The following is a 19545-nucleotide window of genomic DNA, read 5'->3' as shown; positions in this document are numbered from 1 at the left end:
ATTGTATATTTGCACCGGCAAGTCCTACACGACCAGCTCCTGCAGACTCCCCCAGGATGGGAACATAGCAAGGGTACGTGGTTGAGCGGTGCGATGTAGGTCGCTTGCCATTTTTTTTTTAATCTGAATTTATATTCAGATTTTTTTTTATAATTAATTCAAAAGTAGTCTTCCTTATGGAGGATTTTTTTATTTTTGGTACTTAGTAAATTAAAAGTTATTGGAGTAATCCTAAAACCTGTGGAGGATAAAAAAAGTTAACCGCAAAGAACGCTAAGTTTTTTTACTCTTAGTTTTTTGGCAAAGGCAAAGTTCGCAAAGCTTTGTGGGCTTAAATTGTGTAAACGCAGCTTAAAACTTAGTGAACTTTGTGAAAAGCCTTTGTGGGCTCTGCGGTAAAAAAATAGTGATCTCTCATAACCTAAAACCTATGGAGGATAAAAAAGAGTTAACCGCAAAGTGCGCTAAGATTTTTTAAAGGTATGGTTTTACAAAAACACAAAGGTCGCAAAGCTTTGTGTTGATATAGCTTTGCGAACTTTGTGTTTTCTATACGTAAAGTAAAATTAAATCTTTGCGCACTTTGCGGTTAAATTATTAGTCAATATAAAATATTTTATGTTTCTCAATAAGTTTTTGCATTAATTCAGTTTTCCTCAATGAACCAACTTATAACTCAAAACTCATAACTTTCACAATGAATAAAGTCGTTTTAATTACCGGAGGATCCTCAGGGATTGGAAAATCAATTGGAGAATTTTTGCATAAAAAAGGTTTCGTGGTTTATGGAACAAGTCGAAATCCTGAAAAAGTATTCAATTCAATTTTTCCATTAGTTGCTTTAGATGTTCGCAATGCTGAATCAATTCAATCTGCCGTGGCTAAAATTATTGCAACTTCCGGTCGGTTAGATGTTGTAATTAATAATGCAGGTGTTGGAATTACGGGACCTTTAGAGGAAATCCCAACGCAGGAAATCAGAAATAATTTTGAAACCAATTTTTTTGGTCCAATTGAAGTTATGAAAGCGGTTTTGCCACAAATGCGCGAACAAAAATCGGGTTTGATTATTAATATTACGTCGATTGCTGCTTACATGGGATTGCCTTATCGTAGTGTTTATTCGGCATCAAAAGGAGCGTTGGAATTAATTACCGAGGCTTTGCGTATGGAAGTGAAATCATTTGGAATCGAAATTACAAGTATTGCGCCAGGTGATTTTGCTACAAATATTGCTTCAGGTCGTTATCATGCACCGGTTATAGAAGGTTCTGCTTATGCAAAAGTGTACGGAGAAAATCTTGCAACGATGAACGAACATGTTGATGCGGGAAATAATCCTAACGAAATGGCGGAAGCGGTTTATAAAATCATGCAGCAAAAAAAGCCAAACGTGCATTATAAAGTTGGTGCTTTTATGCAGAAATTTTCAATTGTTTTAAAGCGTGCGCTTCCGGATAAAGTCTATGAAAAGATGTTAATGAATCATTATAAATTATAACACATAATACGGGAGCAAGATTTAAGATTTATTCTAAAGGAAGAAAAATCTCAAATTTTGCTCCTTGATTTAAAATTCCTTCGGCTTTAATGAAACCATTGTGATTTTCTACAATTCGTTTTACTATTGTAAGTCCAATTCCTGTGCTTTTTAAAGGTTTTGTGTGTAGTGCCTGAAAAAGCCCAAATATTTTTTCGCTATACGTTGGATCAAATCCAATGCCGTTGTCTGCAATGGTTATTTTATAATATTTAGTAAGCGGCGAAAGCTTTTCCAGTTCTCCATTTGTGATTTTTGCTGATACTGTTATAACTAAATTTCGGTCAGCACTTGCAAATTTCAATGAATTATTGATAAGATTATAAAGTAATTGCCTGAATTGAAATTCTATTACCGAAAGTTTTCCCAGTTCTTGTATATCAAAAGTTACATTTTTATTTTCAAACTCATTTGTAAGGTCTTCAATAACATCTTTGGCAATAATATTTAAATCTTTTATTTCGAACTTTCGATCATCAAATTTTGTTTTTGAATAAATCAAAAGGTCACTTATCAGGTTTTGCATTTTAAAAGCCGAAGTCTTGATTTTATGAAATGCAGCTTTTCCTTTTTCAGATAAATTGCCGGATTCTTCGCGTTCAATTGTATCTGTAAAAAGCTGAATTTTTCGTAATGGTTCTTGTAAATCGTGGCTTGAAATATAGTTGAAAGCTTCGAGTTCGCTGTTCATTTTTTCAAGTGAGATATTTTTCTGGAGTAATTTTTTCTCAATGCTTTTTTTCTCATCGACTGTTTTTTTAAGAAGATGTGTTTTTTCTTTTAAAACCAGGTTATTTTCTGCTGCTGTTTCAATTGCAGAAAGATGAAATGAAATTAGCTGAGCAAATAAGTTAAACATCTCGCTGATTTTGAATTCTTTCAGGCTGTTTGGTTTTGGATCAATTGCGCATAATGTTCCAAAAAAAGTTCCGTCCTGACGTATAATTGGCACAGAGATATAACTTTGTAATTTATACATTGCCGGAGTATGATGATCGTGATAATGAGGGTCTTCGCTTACATTGTCGATTATAACGGGTTTAGGATTTTGCCTGATTTCGTTGCAAATCGTTGTTTTTATTTTTAATTCGTCTCCTGGTTTTAAACCAAAATTAACATTATCCTGGACGCTGCAAGTTATCCACCGATCCTCTGTAACACGCGCGACTGCTGCAAAGCCCATTCCGGTGCTTTGGCAGATAACATTGAGTAGATTAGGAACAATTGATATGTTCTCGATATTGATTATATCTTGTTTGAAATGATCTTCTAGCACTTTGGGGGGAATTTTGATTTTATAAAAGTACAAAAATATAATTAGTTTGATCTTACAGGATTACCACTAATGGATTCTGACTTTCGGATTTTTTTTTTAGTTTTTTATTTTATGGAAATTATAAATCGTAATTTCGCACCGAATTTGCGTGAGGGATAGAGGCGTTATCCTTTTGTGAAGAGAAACGGAACAAAAGATATAGCCGAAAGCCCGACCCTTGTGGTCACGCCAAAAATATCAACACAATTAAATAGATATAATTATGAAATTTTTTATTGACACAGCTAATTTAGCTCAGATTAAAGAAGCACAGGCTTTAGGTGTTTTAGATGGTGTAACGACTAATCCGTCATTGATGGCAAAAGAAGGTATTACCGGAAAAAACAACATTTTAAAGCATTATGTAGACATTTGTAATCTTGTTGAAGGTGATGTTAGTGCTGAAGTAAATGCGCTTGATTATGATGGAATGATCAGGGAAGGTGAAGAATTAGCTGAATTACATGAGCAAATCGTGGTTAAATTGCCTATGACAAAAGAAGGTGTTATGGCTGCAAAATATTTCTCGGATAAAGGAATTAAAACAAATGTTACGCTTGTGTTTTCTGCTGGTCAGGCTTTATTGGCTGCAAAAGCCGGAGCTACGTATGTTTCTCCTTTTATTGGTCGTTTAGATGATATATCAACTGATGGTTTGAATTTGATTGAAGAAATTAGATTGATTTATGATAACTACGGTTACGAAACTCAAATTTTAGCGGCTTCTGTGCGTCATACAATGCATATTGTAAATTGTGCTAAAATTGGTGCTGATGTTATGACCGGACCGCTTTCTGCAATTTACGGATTGTTGAAACACCCGTTAACTGATATTGGATTGGCTCAGTTTGTTGCTGATTTCGAAAAAGGAAATAAGTAATACTTTAGATAAATAATTCTTAAAATCGTCATTTTTCAATAGAAAGATGGCGATTTTTTTTATATTTATATGTCTCAAAAAGAAGTATATATGAAAAAAGTTATCTTGGTTTTGGTGTTTTTGATCGGAAATATGGCTGTAAATGCTCAGACTGCTAAAATTTTAAAGCATGTTAATGAAGCGGGCGATGTGGCAAGTTTTGAGTTGGATTGTTCGAAACAATTTCAGACTTTGGCTAAAGGTTTGCGTTACAATATTACGCGTCATGAGTTTAAAGGTCCTGAAATGAAAAATTCATACCGATTATTATTGGTTATGGATGGTTTTTACTCGAAGACATTGAATAATACAATGACTATTTCGGCAGTTTTAACGGATGGAACTATTATCGATGCTAAAAAAATTATTGAGGAAGATGGTTATTTTGATGGCGCTTGTACGCTGAAAATTAAAGATCCAAAAGCACTTTCGGTATCAAATATCGATAAGGTTATTGTTCACGCTGATAAAGATGTTGTTTATACTTTAACGGCTAAAAATAAAGAAACTTTTAAAAAAAATTTAGAGAATATTATTAATGCGAAGTAGCTTTTTAAGGTTCTAAGGTTCTGAGTTGCTAAGTTTTAAAGTGAGGTACAAAGGTTCAAAGATGCAAAGGTTTAGTTTTACGTTATCTAACCAGACAGGTTTTTAAAACCTATTGGGTTTAAATAATAATAATAGTAATAATAAAGTTGTAACTAAAAAAAGTCCCAAATTCCAATTATCAAAATTGGAATTTGGGACTTTTTTATTGTTCTTTTTATTTTTTAATGACCTCCGGAAAGTTTTTTGTCAAAATTGATTCCTTGTTTTTTAAGGATTCCGCTTACGCTCCAGGCATAAAATGCAAGGTAAGCAAAACATACAACTCCAACTAAATAACTACTGTGGATACCAATAAATTCTGATGCAAAACCTTGCAGCCAGCTGATAACTCCACCACCCATAATCATCATAATCAGGAAACTACTTCCTTGGCTTGTGTTTTTTCCTAATCCGCTTACAGCTAATGTAAAGATACATGGCCAAAGTGTACTACAGAATAATCCAACGCTTGTAAAAGCATAAATACTTACAATACCATTAGTTGACATTCCGATCGCTAATGCAATAATTCCTAATAGAGAAAATATAAGCAACATTCTTGCAGGATTTCCTTTACTGGCAATATCTGCAGCAATTAATACAAGGATAATTAATCCGTAAATATAAAATGGTGTCAAATCATGTTTTGCAATTGCATTTACGGCTAAAAATACTCCAAATGCTAAATAAGGTGCCACAAAACGTAATATTTGTTGTAAGCTTGCTTTATCTGTAAAAGCTTCAATTGCTCCAGTCCATCGTCCGATCATTAAACTTGCCCAATAAAGAGAGATATAAGGAGAAATTTCCTGTAAAGTATAAATAACGCCTGTTTTTGCATTTATAAGAGATTCCATATAAGCCGGTAAATTACTTGCCGTAGAAACTTCAACACCAACATAAAGGAAGATAGCGATCATTCCCATAACTAATTGTGGATATTGTAATGCTGAGTTTTTTGCAACAACACCGTCTGTAGCAATTTCTTCTTCTATTAAAGCTGGTTTATCAGGTAAAGAAGAGAATTTTAATAAAATAGCTACTAATAAAAATGCTAAGCCCAGTATTAAATAAGGGATTTTTACGCTTTCGATACTTAGTGTAGAAGCTCCTGTGCTTGATCCGAAAATAGCAAAAGTTACAATTAAGGGTCCAATAGTAGTTCCTAAATTGTTAATTCCTCCAGCTAATGTTAAACGTTGAGATCCGGTTGTAATAGGTCCTAAAGCAATTGCTAAAGGATTTGCAACTGTTTGTTGTAGTGAAAAACCTAAGGCTACAATAAATAATCCAGATAACATTAAAGGAAATGATCCGGTATTTGCAGCCGGATAAAATAATAATGTTCCTACTGCAGAAATTAATAAACCTAGTGAAAGACCATTTTTATATCCTATTCTGTTCACTAAATCTTCTTTGATTAAAGCAGAGATTCCCATATATATAAGAGATCCAACTGTGTAAGCAATATAAAATGCTAATGAAACTAATTGACTTTCTCCTTGTGATAAATTGAAGGCTGTTTTAAAAACAGGAATTAGAATATCGTTACTTGCGGCAACAAATCCCCAAAAGAAGAATACGATAACAAGGGGAATAAACTGTCCCCACTTGGTTTGTACATTTTCTGAACTCATAATTTTAAATAAGGTTAATTTTTATTTTATTGTTTTTTGAAGACCGTAAATATATTTGTTAAGTATATCAAAAAAAAATAAAAAGGCACAAATAATGTTAAATTTAAACCAACAGCATCATTTTTTCAACAATGTGTTAATTTATACCTAGTTAGAAAATGGATTTATGAATTAGATTTTATTCAAGAATTTTGTTTTTTACCTCTTTGCTGTAATTTCTCCCTATTGGAATGGTGTAGGATTGAATCTGAATACGATTTCCTTCAATAGATTTTACTTTATTCAGAGCAATTACATATGATTTATGGATGCGTAAAAAACGATCTGCGGGTAATTCTTCAGATAATGAAGTCAGGGATTTGTGGGTAATATAGGTTTTATCAGGCGTTACCACTTTTATGTATTCCTTCATTCCTTCAACAAATAAAATTTCTTCGATATTAATTTTCATCATTTTTTTATCGACTTTGATAAAAATATGAGAGTCGCCTTTTGTGTTTTCGACTTTAATATTGTTTTTTAAATTGTATTCGGTAGTGATTTTATTGATGCATTTTATAAATCGGGGTAACGGAATGGGTTTTACTAAATAATCTAAAACATCAAGATCGTAACTTTCGGCGGCAAATTCCCTAAAAGCGGTGGTTATAATAACTTTGGTTTTGTTTTCGATTAAACTAATAAGTTCAAAACCTGTCATCATAGGCATATTAATGTCCAAAAATACGGCATCGACAGGAGTACTGTTTATAAAATCCAGCGCTTCCAGAGAATTATTGAATGTGCCGATTACTTCAAAATCTGTAAAATTTGTAAAATAATTTTGCAGGACTTTGATAGCTAATGGCTCATCGTCAATCAACACGCATTTAATCTTCATTATTAATAGGTATTTGCAAACGGATTATATAGTAGTTTAATTTCGTTTTATGTTTTAAACTGAAATCGTTTTTATAAATTAATTTTAATCTCTTTTTAGTATTCACTAAGCCAATTCCGCCTTTAGCATTTAGATTTTGTGAATTTACAAAATTATTTAAGATTTCAAAATCTAACATTTTGTTATCGATAACTTTACAATTGATCTTAATTTTTAGATTATTATTGTTGACACCGCCGTGTTTAAAGGCGTTTTCGACCAATGAAATGAATATTAAAGGAGGAACAACAATGTCTTCGATATTTGATTCTAAATTAACCGTCACCTCAACGTTTTCAAAGCGTAACTTCTCAATTTCGATGTAATTTTGAATATAATCAATTTCTTTGATTAAAGGAACAAATTTGGTTCCTTTTACATCATATAAAACATATTCCATCAAATTTGACAGTTTTATAATCACATCAGGAACTTTATCAGACGATTCTAATGATAAAGCGTATAAATTATTGAGCGTATTGAAAAAGAAATGAGGCTGAATTTGGTTTTCCAGATACTTTAACTTGATCTTGAATTGGTTTTCTCTTAACGATCTGTTTCTTTCGCGTTCCCTCAGCCAGGTTAAAGTCAAATAAACGGATGATGCCATGGCAAGAACATACAATTCGCCAATACAAACGGCAACAATATGGTTGATTTCAAAAGGATGATATTCCCTGTTTGCTTCCGGCCAGATATTTTCGGAAATAATATAATAGGTTAATGCTGTCTTTAACAGATAAATACCAAAGAGACTTATTAATAAGGAAATTGTATACGTAATGTATTTTTGTTTAAGAACGTAACGCGGCACCAAAACAAAAAGATTAAAATATACTAACGGAATGTGTAAGGAAAACTCAATTAAATTTGATTTAAACGAGTAAGGATAATCATTAAAATAAGCTCCCCATCGTAAAAAGTTAAGGGTGAAGTAGCTTCCCCAAAACCAAACGTGATTTTTAAGCTTAATGTCAAATTTTAATTTTTGAATTTCAGTCAACTTTTATTTAATGATTTAATGGCGTTCGTTCCTTCTAAGAAAATATTGTGCAACTTTAAACAATTACTGGGTAAAACGCAATTCTTTTAAATAAAATTTTATAAAAAAAGAGAATTAATATATTATTTCTATGGGATATCGTTTTCGTAAAACGTATTATTGATTGTTTTGTGTCGTTGGTTTAAGGTTTTAGGTTGTTTGTTTAAAATGTTTTATTTATGTTAATTTTAACAATAAATTTATCGCTTAACCAACAAAACCATGATAAAATGAAACAAATTATGTTAATCTTTATGATTGTATTTACTGCGCAGGTCTCGCTTGCACAAGTAAAAACAATTAAAGGTTTAGTAAGCGATCAAAACGGATTGCCGCTGCCGGGAGTAAGTATTATTATTCAGGGCGGAAAAACTGCAACCCAATCTGATTATGACGGTATGTATACGATACAGGCATCTACAGGAGATGTTCTTGTTTTTTCGTATATCGGAATCAAAACTAAAACGTTAACCGTAGCAACTTCGGCTACCATAAATGTGGTGCTGGCAGAAGATGCTCAAAATTTAAATGAAGTTGTCGTTACTGCCTTAGGTATAAAAAGACAGAAGAAAGAACTGGGATATGCCGTTCAGGATATAAAAGGCGATCAGTTAAATAAAGTAATTACAACCAATGTTATGACATCGCTTTCAGGTAAAATTGCCGGAGTTGATGTTTCGATTCCTGCCACCGGAGTTGCCGGAAGTACAAGAGTTATTATTAGAGGTATTTCAAGTATAGGCGAGAGTAATCAACCGCTTTATATTGTTGACGGAATCCCAATTGATAATGGCGGTTTGTCTAATGATAGTGCTGCAACAAGCAAATGGTTTGACGGAAGAGATAACGGAGACGGAATTTCCGGAATTAATCCAAATAATATTGAAAGTTTAACAGTATTAAAAGGTGCGGCAGCAGCTGCATTATATGGATCAAGAGCTTTGAATGGTGTAATTTTAATTACAACTAAAAAAGGAAGTAAAGGAAAACTTCAGGTCGAATTAACCAGCGGCGTAAGTTTTGACCGAGTAAATGCTAAATATAAAGATTTCCAAAGCGATTATGGTACAGGAACAAACGGTGTATTGCCGGACCCTGTAAAAGCGCCTACAGAAATTTATGGTTATACTACAAATGCGTGGGGACCTAAATTTTCTGAAGCAGTAGGACAACAGGTAAAAATATTTGACGGTTCAATGCGTCCTTACGCGAAAGTAGAGAATAACATTCAGGATTTTTTTAGAACCGGATTTACAACTACAAATGGTGTAGCAGTTTCTGGTGGAGGCGAAAATGCATATGTACGTTTTGGTTTTAACAACCTGAAAAATGATGACGTGATTCCGGGTTCAGGTCTGGAAAGAAACGATGCAAGTTTAAGTGCTACTTTAAAATCGGATAAATTTACTTTGGATGCTAACGTAAATTATATCGCAGAAAACACCAATAACAGACCAGGTTTAGGAGATTCGCCTAATAACGTGGGATATTCATTAAGCGGATTGGCTCCGAATATCGATCAGGCATGGCTGAAGAATTATAAAAATCAGGAAACGGGTCAAATTTATCCTTGGAACAATAATGTGTATTTGTTGAATCCTTATTTTACGACACAGGAAAATCATAACGCATCTGTAAAGAATCGCTTTATTGGGAATGTTGCCGGAACGTATCAATTAAAAAAATGGGCAGCTTTAACATTTAGAACAGGTTTAGATACTTATGTTTTTAATGCTAAGGATTTTATGGCAGCAGGAAGTACATGGCCGGGAAGAGATGAAGGATATCTTGGTTTGAATAATATTAATGTATCAGAAATGAACACTGATTTAATTGCCACTTTTAGCGACATAAAATTAGCGAAAGATTTTACTTTCTCCGGAATTTTAGGAGCGAGCAGAAGAGATTTTAAAAGAGAACAAAACTCAAGATTCGGAACTAAAATTATTGAGCCGGGAACAGAATACATCAGCAATTTTGTAAATCAGACAGAAAATGCTCCGGTTGTAACCGAAACAAGAACAAACTCGGTTTACGGTTCTGCAAAATTTGATTATAAAGGATATTTATATGCTGAATTTACGGGTAGAAATGACTGGTTTAGCGTCATTAATAAAGATGCTTTTTATCCTGCGGCTTCGTTAGGTTTTGTATTTTCGGATGCTTTTGGATTACAAAGTGATTCTTTTTCTTATGGTAAATTAAGAGGTTCATGGGCGCAGGTTTCAAATGCTCCGGGAGCTTATAAAAATGCATTGAATTATACCACTTTTGCATCTTATAATGGTCAGAGTGTTGTAAATATTAAAAATAGTGCTGCGCCAAATCCTGATTTAACGTATCAGTCAAAAACAGGAATTGAATTTGGTCTTGAAACGGCTTTCTTCAAAAACAGATTAAAAGCAGATATTACAGTATATCGTGAAGATACATCGGATCAGACACTTGATTTGCCTTCATCTGCCACGTCGGGATATGAATATATATCTGTAAATGCAGGAGAATTACGAAATGAGGGTATCGAGCTTTTTATATCAGGTTCGCCTATAAAAACTAAAGATTTTGAATGGGGAATTGATTTGAACTTCTCAAAAAATAAAAATTCAATTCTGTCTTTACATCCGGATATTGATACGTACACTATTTCTGAGGCACGTTGGGCCGGAGCTGCAATTGTAGCACAAGTTGGCGGACAATACGGAACTATTATGGGAAGGGATTTTTTAAGAAATGAAGCCGGAGAAAAAGTAGTTGCCGCAAATGGTTTACCCTTATTTACAGATGAAAAAGTAGCGTTAGGAAAAGGACTTCCGGATTGGGCTGCGGGTTTAACAAACAGATTTTCTTATAAAGGTATTACACTTCAGTTTTTACTTGATATGAAATTTGGAATGGATGTATATTCCATGACAAACTCTGTTGCTGCAACAAAAGGACTTCTTGGTGTAACTACCGAAGGAAGAGACGAATACAATCACGCAAGAGCTCAGGCTTTAGCCAATGATCCTAATTTTAGCCAGTCAACATGGGTACCAACTGCCGGTTATGTTGCCGAAGGTGTTGTGAATACCGGAACCGCTGATAATCCTGTATATACAAAAAACACAACTCCTGTTAATCCTCAGGATTACTGGAATACCGTTTTTAATAATACTCCGGCACCGTTTGTTTATGATGCTTCTTATGTGAAATTAAGAGAGGTAAGTTTAGGATATACAATTCCAAAAAGTGTGTTTGCAGGAGCAAAAATAAACTCAATTTATATCTCGGCATTTGCAAGAAACTTATTGACGTTTAGTAAAGATCTTCCAAACGTTGATCCTGAGTCAATGTATACTTCCGGAAACGGACAAGGATTTGAATATGGTTCATTGCCATTTAGAAAATCATTTGGTTTTAATATTAAAGTTGCATTCTAAAAAAAGAAATTATGAAATTTAAACAGATAATAATAGCCATACTCACATTGTTTACCGTTGTAGGCTGTACCGAAAATTTTGACGAACTGGAAAAAGATCCAGTAGCATTGTCTGCAAATCCAGCCGGTCAACTTACGTTTACTCAGTTGTCTATGTCAGGTGATGGATTTTACCAATGGCGAACCAACTTAATTTATTCAGGTGGTTTTGTACAGCATTATGCAGGTGCGTGGAATGTAACCGAATTTGGAAGTAAATTCAAAAAAGATGACGGATACGCAACTGCATTATGGAGAAATGGGTATCAAAACGAATTGAAAAATGTAGTAGACATTCTGGAAAAAACACAAGCAGATCCTGCTGCTGTAAATATGAATGCTGTTGCAAAAATCATGAAAGTAATGGTGGCACAGCGTATCACTGATATTTATGGAGATATTCCGTATTCGGAAGCTGGATTAGGTTTTTCTAAAGCTATTGTAACACCTAAATATGACAAGCAGGAAGATATTTACACCTCATTTTTTAAAGATTTAGAAGAAGCTCAAAATCAATTAAATGCTGATGGCGGAACTGTAAAAGGTGATTTATTTTATAATGGAGACATTGCAAAATGGAAAAAACTTGCCAATACTTTACGACTTCGTTTAGGAATGAGAATATCTGAAGTAAAACCCGCAGAAGCTGAAAAGCAGGTAAAAGCGGCTTTACAGGCAGGCGTATTTACAAGCAATGATGATAATTGTATCATGCAACATTTAGATGCGACATTTAATGATGATCCTGCATCTATAGATTTTAGAGGGAATGGTTTGGCGTATGCTTTTAATGGAAATGAAAACGGAGATCACTTTAGTACTTTGGTCATCAACTTTTTAAAAGATAACGGAGATCCAAGATTAACAATGTACGCAAGCCCCAAAACAACAAGTGGAATTGCTTACGGAGGCGCAATACAACCAGGTGAATCTTTATATGAAGGAGTTAAACCTGGACTTTTTCAATGGGAAGTTCCAATGGGAGCAAGCTCAACATCAGGGATTCAATCTTATTTTAAGAAAAAAACAACACCATTTTTACATGTAAGTTATTCAGAAACTCAATTGTTACTTGCAGAAGCCGCTTTTAGAGGCTGGGTTGCAGGAAGTGCGGCTGATTATTATAAAAAAGGAGTTGAAGCAGGAATCAAACAATTAGAAATTTATGGTGCTGAACCGGCAACTCAGGCAAGTATTGATACGTATTTAAATGCGAAACCTTTATTAGCAGGAAAAGAAAAAGAACAAATTGCAACCCAACTTTGGATCACTTATATCTTTAATAGTATTGAGGCATATTCAAACTGGAGAAGAACAGGATTTCCGCAATTAATTCCGATAACAAATCCTGATTCTGAAACTGGAGGAATTACTCCAACACGTTTATATTATCCAAATGATGAAATGCAGAAAAATGAAACAAATTATTTAGAAGCTTTGTCCAGAATGGGCGGTAAAAATGATTGGTTGAATAAAGTTTGGTGGGATAAAAACTAGATAACAATTCGTTGAATTTAATTCATAAAAAATATTAACACATAGATATATAGATAATAAATAAAAAAGAGCTTAGGAAACAAATACATTTCTTTCACCTATTTAACTCTGTGAATTTTATAAAGTAATACGCCTTTTTTCAAGAATATAAAAGCTATGTTTCTATGTGTTAGAATTAAACGCAACGTGTTCATAATAATTCCATAATAAAGTCATGCCTGATCAGGTGTTATTTTCGTTCTAATTAAGATTAAAAACAATACGTTTAAATTAAAAATTATGATAAAAAATAAAGCCTTATTAGGCATCCTTTTTTTTATAAGTTCGCTTTTTTCTGCCTATAGTTGTTCGGTTGAAAAGCAAACAGATTCTGAAAGCTCAAAAAAATCAGCCAGAGTTGTAGGGTATTTATCATCGGATAATATTAATAAAATGACCTCAATTCAGTTTTGTAAATTGACACATCTAAATGTCGCTTTTGCGAATCCGGATAAAAACGGAAATTTAATTTTTAACGGAGATATTGATGCTTTAATTCAATATGCCAAATCGGTTAATCCTAAAATTGTAATTAGTATTTCCCTTGCCGGTGGTGTTATATCAGAGGAACAAGCAACAAATTGGTCTTTTTTGATTGATAAACCAGAAAACCGACCAACTTTTACTCAGAACATTATAAATTTTGTCGAATTGCATCATTTAGACGGGGTAGATGTAGATCTTGAATGGAATGCGGTAACTTCGGGATATAGCGGTTTTGTTATTGAATTAAAAAAGATTCTCACAGAACATAAAAAATTATTGACAGCAGCTTTGCCCAATAATTCCCGTTTCGCAAATATAAATGCGGAAGCATTAAATGCATTCGATTTTATAAATATAATGGCTTATGATAGTACCGGACCGTGGACTCCCAATAATCCGGGACAACATAGTTCTTTTGAATTTGCTAAAGAAGGAATTGAATTTTGGCACAATCTTCAAAATGTTCCAAGTGATAAACTAACTCTTGGCGTTCCGTTTTATGGTTATAATTTTACTTCTCCTGATGTTACAAGTTCTACTTACGGCGAAATTGTCGAAGCCGGAATTAAATTTGCAGATTTGGACGAACTCGGAAAAACATATTATAACGGAAGATTGACAATTGCTCAAAAAGTGGAATTTGCTTCTCAAAATGCCGGTGGAATAATGATTTGGGAAATAGCGCAGGACTCTTTTACTCAATATTCCTTATTAGATGTAATTCATAAAAAATATACAAGTTTAAAAGTTCGAACAACACGATTATGTGGCAATTAATCGATTTAAGATAAAAACTGATTATTAGAAATTAATAAGATTTTAACTCTTAGGCAATTTTCAAATTAATGCTAATATATCTTTTTATAAAGTTTTTTATCCTAAATAGCACAGTATTAGGTTTTTATTTAAAATGCTGATTTTTCAGTAAATATGTAAAATAACTGCACAAAGTTTGGGTAAATGTGATAAAAGCAATAAATACATCAACTTGAAAACGTTTTCGTAAAACACATTATTGATTGTTTTATGTCGTTGGTTTAAAATTTAAAGTCGTTTGTATAAATTATTTTTTTTAACAATACGTTAAGAATAAATTTACACCATAACTAACAAAATAAATAAACATGAAAAAAATTTTCTTAATCTTTATGATTGTTTTTACGGCGCAAGTTTCGCTTGCTCAAGTAAAAAATGTCAAAGGTGTGATTACAGATTCTGATGGATTGCCATTACCAGGGGCATCTGTTGCGGTACAAGGAGGTCAAAAAGGTGCTACTACCGATTTTGATGGTTTGTACACAATTGAAGCACAAAAAGGACAGACTTTAGTTTTTACTTATGTAGGTCTTGAAACACAATCAATAGTTGTAGGAGATGCTGCTACAATTAATGTAAAAATGCAACAAGGAGCATCTAATGCGTTAAATGAAGTTGTTGTAACTTCATTAGGTATCAAGAAAACAAGAAAATCTTTGACTTACTCCGCTCAGGAACTTAAAGGAGAAGAGTTAACTCGTGTAAAAGATGCAAACATTATTAATACAATTGCAGGTAAAATTGCCGGTGTTGCCGTAACAAAAAGTTCCGGAGGTACAGGTGGATCAACTAAAGTTGTTATTCGTGGAAATTCTTCAGTTGTAAATAGCTCACCTCTATATGTAATTGATGGTATTCCGATGTTAAATTCTGGTTCAGGACAGCCAAACGATACATTTGGTAGCTTATCAGGTGGTAACCGTGATGGTGGAGATGTTGTTTCATTGATTAATCCTGATGATTACGAAGGAATGACAGTTCTTAAAGGAGCTGCAGCTTCTGTATTATATGGTTCTCAGGGAGCAAACGGAGTAATTTTACTTTCATCTAAAAAAGCTAAAAATGGAAAGGCTAATATTAGTGCATCTTCGGTAACTACTTTTGAAAGTGCAGCTTACATGCCTAAATTTCAATCAGATTATGTAGCCGTAAAAGGTGCAGATGAAACTTGGGGAGATAAACAAAAAACGAATGATTATGTTAAAGACTTTTTTAACACAGGAGTTACTCAAATTTCTTCAGTAGGTTATTCTACAGGTAATGAAAATGCTACTACATCATTTTCTTATGCAAATACATCTGCTACAGGAATTATTCCGGGGAATACTTTAAAGAAAAATAACTTTGGAATTCGTCAGACAGCGAAGTTTTTTGGAGATAAATTGACTTTTGCTGCTAACGGAAATTATACTTCTCAAACGATTAATAATAAACCTGTGAATGGTCTTTATTTTAATCCGCTAACTGGTGTTTATTTAATGCCAAGAGGAAATGACTTTAATGCTTATAAAGAAAATTACGAAGTTTTTGATCCAACAAGAAATTTAATGGCTCAAAACTGGATGACAAACAGAGATATTATGCAAAACCCATATTGGGCAATTAACAGAAATAAATCTGAAGATACAAATGACTTTTTTAATGGTGCATTGTCTTTAACTTACAAAGCTACAAATTGGTTAAGTATTGCTACAAGATATAACTATAACAGAATATCAAGCGGATACGACAAATTTATTTATGCAACAACACAAGGGGCTTTATCTCATATAAATGGTAGATATTATCATGAAGATGCTTTAAGCACACAACGTTACGCAGATTTAATTGCTACAATTAATACTCCAATATCATCAGATTTTTCTTTTACTGCTAACATTGGTACTAGTGTTAGAAATACGATGATCAATCAAAAAACAATTTTAGACTCAGGTGTTGGTGGAGGTTTAAAATATGCTAACTGGTTTACATTGCATAATTTTAATAACAATGCTGAGAACTTTCAAACAATTGATTCTAATAAAGAAATTCAGTCAATATTTGCTGCGACTACTTTTGGATATAAAGACATGTTATTCTTAGATCTTACAGGTAGAAAAGACTGGTCTTCAACATTAGTAAACACAGAAGAGGGAGGATATTTTTACCCATCTGTTGGTGTGACAGCTTTGATAAGCGAAATGGCTACATTACCTGAATTTATTAACTATGGTAAAGTTCGTGCAGCATATGCTCAGGCTGGTAATGATGTTGCGCCTTTTATAACAACTCCTACAAATTATTACCCACAAGGAAGCGGAACAAAATACAACCCACTTGTTGCGCCAAAAACGGGTACAAGTTTGAAACCTGAATTAAAATCAGAGTACGAATTAGGAACAGAGTGGAGAATGTTTAATAATAGATTAGGATTTGAGGTTTCATATTATCACTCAGAAACTAAAAATCAATATTTGCAAGTTGTTGCACCAGTTGGAAACTCTCAAGGTGTTGATTTTTATGCAATTAATGCAGGAAGTATAGAGAATAAAGGTATCGAGCTTGTTTTAAATGCAGGAATCATCAGAGGAGATAAATTTTCTTGGGATGCCGCTGTAAATTATTCTCAAAATAAAAATAAAGTAAAAGAAATTCCTGAAGAATTAGGAGGAAGAATTAACCTTACAAATCCAGGAGTAAATAGCTACAGATATGCTTTGATCGAAGGAAGACCATTTGGAGTTATTGAAGGAATCAATTTCAAAAAAGATGCACAGGGAAGAGCTTTAATAAATGATGACGGAACGTTTCAAAGAACAGATTTTGAAGAAGTTGGTAATTCTAATCCTGACTTTATGTTAAGTCTTTCTAACTCATTTAAATTAGGGCCATTCTTTGCAAATATATTAATTGACGGTCGTTTTGGAGGTGATGTAATGAGTTTAACAGAAGCGCAAAATGATAGTTTTGGAGTTTCAAAAGCATCAGGTGATGCAAGAAATGCAGGAGGGGTTAATATAAATGCTGTCAGAGCAAGCGATGGTGTTGCTGTTACAAAAATGGATGCTGAGTCTTACTACAAACAAGTAGGTGGTAGAGCAGGTATTAGTGGACAATATATTTATGACGGAACAAATGTAAGTGTTAGAGAGGTTTCTGTTGGATATACTTTCAATCCTAAAGCATTGCCTTTCATCCAAACTGCCAGTATTTCATTAATTGCCAGAAACTTATTCTTTATTTACAAAGATGCTCCTTTTGATCCAAACGTTGCTTTAAGTACAGGTCAGGGTTTACAAGGTGTTGATATTTATGGTTTGCCTTCTACTAGAAGTATCGGACTTAATTTAAATGTAACTTTCTAAAATTAAAAAAATGAAACTAAATAAAACAATAAAAGCAGCTATCTGTGTTTCTTTGATTACAGTAGTTGGTTGTACAGATAATTTTGACGACATAAATACCAATCCAAACGGTATTACCCCAGCTCTTTTTGAACAGGATTTTAACCATATTAAAGGAGGATTTTCTCCAATGTTTAATAATATCCAAATTTTAAATCCACCTGATATGTATCAATTACAACAGGGATTAAATGGTGATATCTGGTCTGGTTACATGGCAAGTCCAACTCCTTTTGCAGGAGGTGTAAACAATACAACTTATTCATTAGTTGATAACTGGAATGGCGTTATTTGGGATACTGCCTATAAAACCATAATGTATAATGCTAATGATATTGCAAATAAATCCAAAGGAAAATACGATCAGTTTTATGCTTTATCATTGATTCTAAAAGTAGAAGGAATGCATAGGCTTACAGATATTTTTGGTCCGGTAATTTATTCAAAATTTGGGACTTTAGATACTACTATTGCTTATGATTCACAAGAAGAAGTTTATACGCAAATGTTTAATGAGTTAGATATTGCAGTTGCTGAATTAACAAAAAGAGTAGATGCTGGAGAAGTTAGTGTTTTTGCTTCAACAGATGAATCAGGTTACAAAGGAGATTACAAAGCCTGGGTAAAATTTGCTAACACATTGCGTTTAAGACTAGCAATGCGTATTGTAAAAGTTAGTCCTGCTGTTGCTAAAGTTCAGGCTGAAAAAGCTGTTGCACATAAATTTGGGGTATTTATTACAAATGCTGATTTATTTAAAGTGATTTCTCCAGTGTACACAAACCCTATTGCTACTATTAGCGGTGGATGGTTAGATATTCGTATGTCTGCAGATATGGAATCAATCCTAAAAGGATATGCAGATCCAAGATTGCCGGTTTATTTTGATTCATCAGTTCAATTTCCGGGAGAATATAAAGGTGTTCGTACAGGTATTGCTATTGCAGCAAAAGCGGATCACCAGGATTTTTCGGCAGTAGGTTCAGTTATAAAATCAAAAGAAGTTGTTTTAATGACAACTGCAGAGGCTTACTTTTTAAGAGCAGAAGGAGCTTTAAGAGGATGGAATATGGGCGGAGATGCTGCGTCATTATACGAACTTGGAATTGCGGCATCATTTGATCAAAGAGGAGTTTCAGGTGCATCTGCATATTCAGCAGATAATGTTAAAACGGCTATAGCATATGTAGATCCTAATTTTCCTGAAAATGATTCACCAGCTGTGAACACTGTAACTGTAGCTTGGGATGCTGCAGCAACTAATGAAGTGAAATTACAAAAAATCATTACTCAAAAATGGATTGCCGGTTTCCCGGAAGGTCAGGAAGCTTGGTCTGAATATAGAAGAACAGGATATCCTAAACTTTTCCCGGTAATTAAAAATTACAGCGGAGGTACAATTTCAAGTACATTAGGTGTAAGAAGAATCAATTTTGTTCAGGCAGAGAAAACCGGAAACAAAGGAGGTTATGAAACTGGACTTGCTAAATTAGGAGGACCGGATAATGGAGGAACAAGACTTTGGTGGGATACTACTGCTCCAAATTTCTAAAAAAAATATCAAAAGAATTATAAGAATTTAAGTTTGGTAAGTAAATGGTATAAGCAGTGCAAGTTGCTTATACCATTTCAAAACCAAAATTGTAAATAGCAAAAAAAGAAAAAGAAATGAAAAGTGCTTTAGAAACCAAACCTGATATCAGCTATAAAAGCGCGGGAAAATTTGAAGAGACCAGATTTGAGAAAATCCACAATGAAATCTTCAAAAATTCAGCAGAAGCTTCGATAATTGTAGCGCAGGAAATCGCGCAATTAATTAGATCTAAACAAGAAAAAAATAAATCTTGCGTATTAGGTTTAGCAACAGGTTCTTCTCCTATAAAAGTCTATGAGGAATTAGTGAGAAT

The 19545-nt window shown here is 33.4% G+C and carries 12 protein-coding genes, 1 other RNA gene and 1 pseudogene; 10 read left to right on the top strand and 4 right to left on the bottom strand.

The annotated features are described in order from the left end of the window. The first annotated feature begins 15 nt into the window (after positions 1–15). Together ffs and ACHZDT_RS02815 are read left to right on the top strand one after the other, a co-directional pair. An RNA gene (ffs, locus tag ACHZDT_RS02820) (signal recognition particle sRNA small type) lies at positions 16–113 on the top strand. A 584-nt stretch (positions 114–697) separates the two neighbouring features. Further along, positions 698–1501, top strand: coding sequence for an SDR family oxidoreductase (locus ACHZDT_RS02815; protein WP_394773147.1), 804 nt, complete (start codon positions 698–700; stop codon positions 1499–1501). A 28-nt stretch (positions 1502–1529) separates the two neighbouring features. Here ACHZDT_RS02815 and ACHZDT_RS02810 read toward each other — a convergent pair whose 3' ends face one another. Continuing rightward, positions 1530–2816, bottom strand: a complete 1287-nt coding sequence (locus ACHZDT_RS02810; protein WP_394773146.1) for an ATP-binding protein — start codon at positions 2814–2816, stop codon at positions 1530–1532. Positions 2817–3078: 262 nt separating this feature from the next. Here ACHZDT_RS02810 and fsa point away from each other — a divergent pair, with 262 nt between their 5' ends. Both fsa and ACHZDT_RS02800 read left to right on the top strand, forming a co-directional pair. Further along, the gene (gene fsa, locus ACHZDT_RS02805) at positions 3079–3735 is read left to right on the top strand and encodes a fructose-6-phosphate aldolase (protein ID WP_394773145.1); all 657 of its coding nucleotides are present in this window, start codon (positions 3079–3081) and stop codon (positions 3733–3735) included. A gap of 90 nt (positions 3736–3825) precedes the next feature. Further along, a complete protein-coding gene (locus tag ACHZDT_RS02800; protein WP_394773144.1) occupies positions 3826–4323 on the top strand; it encodes a hypothetical protein in 498 nt (165 codons plus the stop codon). A 221-nt stretch (positions 4324–4544) separates the two neighbouring features. Here the strand turns inward: ACHZDT_RS02800 and ACHZDT_RS02795 are convergent, their stop codons facing one another. The 3 genes from ACHZDT_RS02795 to ACHZDT_RS02785 form a co-directional block, all read right to left on the bottom strand. Beyond that, positions 4545–5999, bottom strand: a complete 1455-nt coding sequence (locus ACHZDT_RS02795) for an MFS transporter (RefSeq protein WP_394773143.1) — start codon at positions 5997–5999, stop codon at positions 4545–4547. A gap of 178 nt (positions 6000–6177) precedes the next feature. Further along, positions 6178–6879, bottom strand: a complete 702-nt coding sequence (locus tag ACHZDT_RS02790; RefSeq protein ID WP_394773142.1) for a LytR/AlgR family response regulator transcription factor — start codon at positions 6877–6879, stop codon at positions 6178–6180. Continuing rightward, entirely contained in the window at positions 6869–7921 is a 1053-nt protein-coding gene (locus tag ACHZDT_RS02785; RefSeq protein ID WP_394773141.1) for a sensor histidine kinase, read from the bottom strand. Before ACHZDT_RS02785 ends, ACHZDT_RS02790 begins: the two co-directional genes overlap by 11 nt. Positions 7922–8190: 269 nt before the next feature. On the opposite strand from ACHZDT_RS02785, the gene ACHZDT_RS02780 reads away from it, so the two are divergent. The 6 genes and pseudogenes from ACHZDT_RS02780 to ACHZDT_RS02755 form a co-directional block, all read left to right on the top strand. After that, positions 8191–11379, top strand: coding sequence for a SusC/RagA family TonB-linked outer membrane protein (locus ACHZDT_RS02780; protein WP_394773140.1), 3189 nt, complete (start codon positions 8191–8193; stop codon positions 11377–11379). Positions 11380–11390: 11 nt separating this feature from the next. Then, complete coding sequence (locus ACHZDT_RS02775) at positions 11391–12914, top strand: SusD/RagB family nutrient-binding outer membrane lipoprotein (protein WP_394773139.1); 1524 nt, start codon at positions 11391–11393, stop codon at positions 12912–12914. Positions 12915–13193: 279 nt separating this feature from the next. Then, positions 13194–14216: a glycosyl hydrolase family 18 protein gene (locus ACHZDT_RS02770; protein ID WP_394773138.1), complete on the top strand. Its 1023-nt coding sequence runs from the start codon at positions 13194–13196 to the stop codon at positions 14214–14216. A gap of 347 nt (positions 14217–14563) precedes the next feature. Next, entirely contained in the window at positions 14564–17599 is a 3036-nt protein-coding gene (locus tag ACHZDT_RS02765; protein WP_394773137.1) for a SusC/RagA family TonB-linked outer membrane protein, read from the top strand. 10 nt (positions 17600–17609) lie between these two features. Continuing rightward, a complete protein-coding gene (locus tag ACHZDT_RS02760; RefSeq protein WP_394773136.1) occupies positions 17610–19190 on the top strand; it encodes a RagB/SusD family nutrient uptake outer membrane protein in 1581 nt (526 codons plus the stop codon). A gap of 116 nt (positions 19191–19306) precedes the next feature. After that, positions 19307–19545: pseudogene (locus tag ACHZDT_RS02755) on the top strand (glucosamine-6-phosphate deaminase); the annotation flags it as partial.

The organism is Flavobacterium sp., from assembly GCF_043722275.1.
In the GTDB taxonomy this organism is placed as follows: domain Bacteria; phylum Bacteroidota; class Bacteroidia; order Flavobacteriales; family Flavobacteriaceae; genus Flavobacterium.
This window is presented reverse-complemented; position numbering and strand designations above follow the sequence as displayed.